The 4,846-nt window shown below is 68.9% G+C and carries 5 protein-coding genes; all 5 read left to right on the top strand.

Annotation, left to right across the window (positions count from 1 at the left end; all coding sequences use genetic code 11):
- A partial coding sequence (locus tag JMF90_RS40225; RefSeq protein WP_236598031.1) for a hypothetical protein occupies positions 1–203 on the top strand: 203 nt, incomplete at its 5' end.
- Positions 200–1,162, top strand: a complete 963-nt coding sequence (locus JMF90_RS24310) for an ABC transporter substrate-binding protein (RefSeq protein ID WP_006481192.1) — start codon at positions 200–202, stop codon at positions 1,160–1,162. The genes JMF90_RS40225 and JMF90_RS24310, both read left to right, overlap by 4 nt.
- A gap of 60 nt (positions 1,163–1,222) precedes the next feature.
- A complete protein-coding gene (locus JMF90_RS24305) occupies positions 1,223–2,737 on the top strand; it encodes a sugar ABC transporter ATP-binding protein (RefSeq protein ID WP_054928617.1) in 1,515 nt (504 codons plus the stop codon).
- On the top strand, positions 2,734–3,777 hold the full coding sequence (locus JMF90_RS24300; RefSeq protein WP_054928618.1) for an ABC transporter permease: 1,044 nt from the start codon (positions 2,734–2,736) through the stop codon (positions 3,775–3,777). Before JMF90_RS24305 ends, JMF90_RS24300 begins: the two co-directional genes overlap by 4 nt.
- Positions 3,774–4,846 (top strand): galactofuranose ABC transporter, permease protein YjfF (gene yjfF / locus JMF90_RS24295; protein WP_236598030.1); only part of this gene is annotated, 1,073 nt, incomplete at its 3' end. The genes JMF90_RS24300 and yjfF, both read left to right, overlap by 4 nt.

Genomic DNA, 4,846 nt, shown 5'->3' with positions numbered 1-4,846 from the left:
GGTGTTTATACGTATGCCGATTTCGACATCGGCTCAATCCAATATTTCATTGGAAGGTTATCGGACTTGTTTCTAGACTGATGCGGGGCATGTATACCGCGCCGGCTGCCCACGCCGGCCGGCGCAGCCCGATCCGCGCCAGCGCCACGCAGAAACACAACAGCGCCGCGGCACACAACGACATCATCGGAGACGGACCATGACATTCATCAGGAAGCTGGCGGCCGGCGCGATCGTCGCCGCGGCGACGGTGCTGGCAGGCGGCGCGCACGCGCAGCAAAAGCCGATCACGCTCGGGTTCTCGCAAGTCGGCGCGGAAAGCGCCTGGCGCACCGCGAATACCGTATCGGTGAAGGGCGCGGCGAAGGACGCCGGCATCAACCTGAAGTTTTCCGACGCCCAGCAGAAGCAGGAGAACCAGATTCGCGCGATCCGCTCGTTCATCGCGCAGAAGGTCGACGTGATCGCGTTCTCGCCGGTCGTCGAATCGGGCTGGGAGCCGGTGCTGACCGAAGCGAAGGCCGCGCATATCCCGGTGATCCTGACCGACCGCGGGGTCGACGTGAAGGACCCGTCGCTGTACGTGACGATGATCGGCTCCGACTTCCTCGAGGAAGGGCGGCGCGCCGGCCACTGGCTGGAAGAGCGCTACAAGAACGACGCAGGCCCGATCAACATCGTCGAATTGCAGGGCACGGTCGGCTCCGCGCCGGCCAACGACCGCCGCGCGGGCCTGCTCGAAGTGATCAAGAACAATCCGAAATTCAAGGTGATCGCGTCGCAGAGCGGCGACTTCACGCTCGCCGGCGGCAAGCAGGTGATGGAAGCGTTCGCGAAGACCTACGGCAAGCAGATCAACGTCGTCTATGCGCACAACGACGACATGGCGCTCGGCGCGATCCAGGCGATGGAAGAAGCCGGCATCAAGCCCGGCAAGGACGTGAGCGTCGTGTCGTTCGACGCGACCAAGGGCGGCTTCCAGGCGATGGTCGCGGGCAAGATCAACGTCGACGTCGAATGCAGCCCGCTGCTCGGCCCGCAGCTGATGACCGCGGTGAAGGACGTCGTCGCCGGCAAGCAGTTGCCCAAGCGCATCGTGACCAACGAGACGGTGTTCCCGATGAACGTCGCGGCGCAGGTGCTGCCGACCCGCAAGTACTGACCTGTCCGCCCGGACGGCGGCCTCGCGGCCGCCGTCCGGCGACGCTTCGAGGGAGGCTGCATGCAGAGTCCGCCGGTGGTCGAGATGATCGGCATCGACAAGTCGTTTCCGGGCGTCAGCGCGCTGCAGCGCGTGGACTTCCGGTTGTTTCCGGGCGAGATCCACGCACTGATGGGCCAGAACGGCGCGGGCAAGTCGACGCTGATCAACGTGCTCACCGGCGTGCACGCGCACGATGCGGGCGAGATTCGCGTCGGCGGCGCGCCGGTGAATTTCGCCGCGCCGCGCGAGGCCGAGGCGGCCGGCATCCAGACGCTCTACCAGGAAGTGAACCTGTGCGCGAACCTGTCGGTCGCGGAGAACATCTTCGCGGGCCGGCAGCCGATGCGGCGCGGCGCGATCGACTGGAAGACGATCCATGCGCGCTCGCGCGACGCGCTCGCCGAACTCGACCTGGCGCTCGACGTCACGCGTTCGCTCGATTCGTATCCGATCGCGGTGCAGCAGATGGTCGCGATCGCGCGTGCGGTGTCGGTCGACGCGCGCGTGCTGATTCTCGACGAACCGACCTCGAGCCTCGACGACGGCGAGGTCGCGCGCCTGTTCGACGTGCTGCACCGGCTGAAGGCGTCGGGCATCGCGATCCTGTTCGTCACGCATTTTCTCGAGCAGACCTATGCGGTGTCCGACCGCATCACCGTGATGCGCAACGGCGAGCGCGAAGGCGAGTACCTCGCGCGCGACCTGCCGGTCGACGTGCTGGTCGCGAAGATGACCGGCCGCGAGCGCATGTCCGAGACGCTGCAGGCGGGCGCCGCGGCGGTCGAGCGTGACACCGCGACCGCCGCGCCGTTCCTGTCGATGCAGCAGGTCGGCCGGCGCGGGATGATGAGCGCGCTCGATCTCGACGTGCGCCCTGGCGAGATCGTCGGGCTGGCCGGGCTGCTCGGCTCGGGCCGCACCGAGACCGCGCAACTGGCGTTCGCCGCCGCGCGCCCGGATACCGGCGCGATCGAGATCGACGGCGCGCGCAAGCGGCTCGCGTCGCCGCACGACGCGGTGCGCAGCGGCATCGCGTACTGCCCGGAAGATCGCAAGAAGGAGGGCATCGTCGCCGCGCTGTCGATCCGCGAGAACATCGTGCTCGCGCTGCAGGCGCGGCGCGGCTGGTGGCGGCTGATCGGGCGGGCGCGACAGCGCGAGATCGCCGACACGTACATCGCCCGGCTCGGCATCAAGGCGCGCGACGCGGAGCAGCCGATCGGGCTGCTGTCGGGCGGCAACCAGCAGAAGGTGCTGCTCGCGCGCTGGCTCGCGACGGACCCGAAGCTGCTGATTCTCGACGAGCCGACGCGCGGCATCGACGTCGCCGCGAAGTTCGACATCATGGAGCGCGTGCTCGCGCTGTGCGCGCAGGGGCTCGCGATCCTGTTCATCTCGTCGGAGATCAGCGAGGTCGTGCGCGTGAGCCACCGGATCGCGGTGCTGCGCGACCGGCGCAAGGTCGCGGAGCTGAGCGGCGCCGATGCGTCCGAGGAGCAGGTTTACCGGTTGATCGCGGGAGGCCAGTCATGACGTGGCTACGCACGCTGTTTCGTCATTCGCTCGCGTGGCCGGTGCTGACGCTCGCGCTGCTGTTCGCGCTGGATGTCGCGTATCGCCCCGGCTTCCTGTCGATCGCGCTGCTCGACGGCCACCTGTTCGGCGCGCCGATCGACATCCTGAACCGCGCGGCGCCGCTCGTGATCGTGTCGCTCGGGATGACGCTCGTGATCGCGACGCGCGGGATCGACATCTCGGTCGGCGCGATCGTCGCGATCGCCGGCGCGGCGGCCGCGACCGTGCTCGAGGCGGACCCGTCGCAAGTCGGCACGGCGCTGGCCGCCGCGCTCGGCGTCGGGCTGCTGGCCGGTGCGTGGAACGGGCTGCTGGTCGCCTTCGTCGGGATGCAGCCGATCATCGCGACGCTGATCCTGATGGTGGCCGGTCGCGGCGTCGCGCAATTGCTGACGGGCGGCCAGATCATCCCGATCGGCGCGCCCGGCTACCTCGCGCTCGGCGGCGGCTATCTCGCGACCGTGCCGTGCGCGGTGTGGATCGCGCTCGCGACGATCGGCGCGACCGCGCTGCTGGTGAACCGTACGGCGCTCGGGCTGTTCATTCGCGCGATCGGCGTGAACCCGGTCGCGACGCGGCTCGTCGGGCTGCGCTCGGGCGCGGTCGTGTTCGGCGTGTATCTGTGCTCGGGCGTGATGTCGGCGCTCGCGGGCATCCTCGCGAGCTCGAACGTGCGCAGCGCCGACGGCAACAACGCGGGGCTGCTGCTCGAACTCGACGCGATCCTCGCGGTGACGCTCGGCGGCACGTCGCTACTCGGCGGCCGCTTCAGCCTCGCGGGCTCGGTGCTCGGCGCGCTGATCATCCAGACGCTCACCTACACGACCTATTCGATCGGCGTGCCGCCGGAGGCGACGCTCGTCGTCAAGGCGGTCGTCGTGATCGTCGTGACGCTGATCCAGTCGGACGCGGCGCGCGCGCTGCTGGTGCGGCACGCGTCGCGGCTGCTGCCTTCCGCGCGATCGCGCGCCACCACCACCGGAGCGACGCCGCGATGAACCGTTTCCTTGGCCGCCTCGCCGATCCGCGCACGCTGCCGATCGTCGTGACGATCGTGCTGTTCGCCGCGCTGTTCGGCTTCGGGTCCGTGATGTACACGGGCTTTTTCTCGATGCAGGTGCTGACCGGCCTGCTCGTCGACAACGCGTTCCTGCTGATCGTCGCGATCGGGATGACGTTCGTGATCGTATCGGGCGGCATCGACCTGTCGGTCGGCTCGGTCGTTGCGCTGACAACGATATTCTGCGCGGTCGGCGCCGAACGGCTGCACTGGCCCGTGTGGGTGATCGTGCCGCTGGTGCTCGCGTTCGGCGCGCTGTACGGCGCGGCGATGGGCGCGCTGATCCACTACTTCAAGCTGCAGCCGTTCATCGTCACGCTCGCCGGAATGTTTCTCGCGCGCGGCGCCTGCTTCCTGATCACGACACAGTCGATCACGATCAACGCGCCGGCGTTCCACGCGATTGCGGGCATCAGCGTGCCGCTCGGCGGCGGCATGCTGAGCGCCGGTGCGCTGATCGCGCTCACGACGCTGGCCGTCGCGATCTACGTCGCGCACTTCACGCGCTTCGGCCGCAACGTCTATGCGGTCGGCGGCAACGAACGCTCGGCGCTGCTGATGGGCTTGCCGGTCGCGCGCACGAAGATCGGCGTCTACGCGCTGAGCGGCTTCTGTTCGGCGCTCGGCGGCGTGGTGTTCACGCTGTACGTGCTGTCGGGCTACGGGCTGCAGGCGCAGGGGATGGAACTCGACGCGATCGCCGCGACCGTGATCGGCGGCACGCTGCTGACGGGCGGTGTGGGGTACGTGATCGGTTCGGTGTTCGGGGTCGGCATCCTCGGCACGATCCAGGTGCTGATCACGTTCGACGGCACGCTGAGTTCGTGGTGGACGCGGATCGTGATCGGCGCGCTGCTGTGCGTGTTCTGCGTGCTGCAGCGGGTGATCGAGCGGCACGCGACGCGGCGCCGCACCGGCGGCACCGGGCTCGGCGCGCAGCGGCCGACTCAGGCTGCCGCGCCCGCGCGGCCGGCGCCGCCCAAGGAGGACATCGGGCTGGTATCGAC

Source organism: Burkholderia sp. E168m23 (assembly GCF_016586125.1).
GTDB classification, from domain to species: Bacteria; Pseudomonadota; Gammaproteobacteria; order Burkholderiales; family Burkholderiaceae; genus Burkholderia; species Burkholderia orbicola.
The sequence above is the reverse complement of the archived record's forward strand: the minus strand, read 5'-3'. Positions and strand labels throughout refer to the sequence as shown.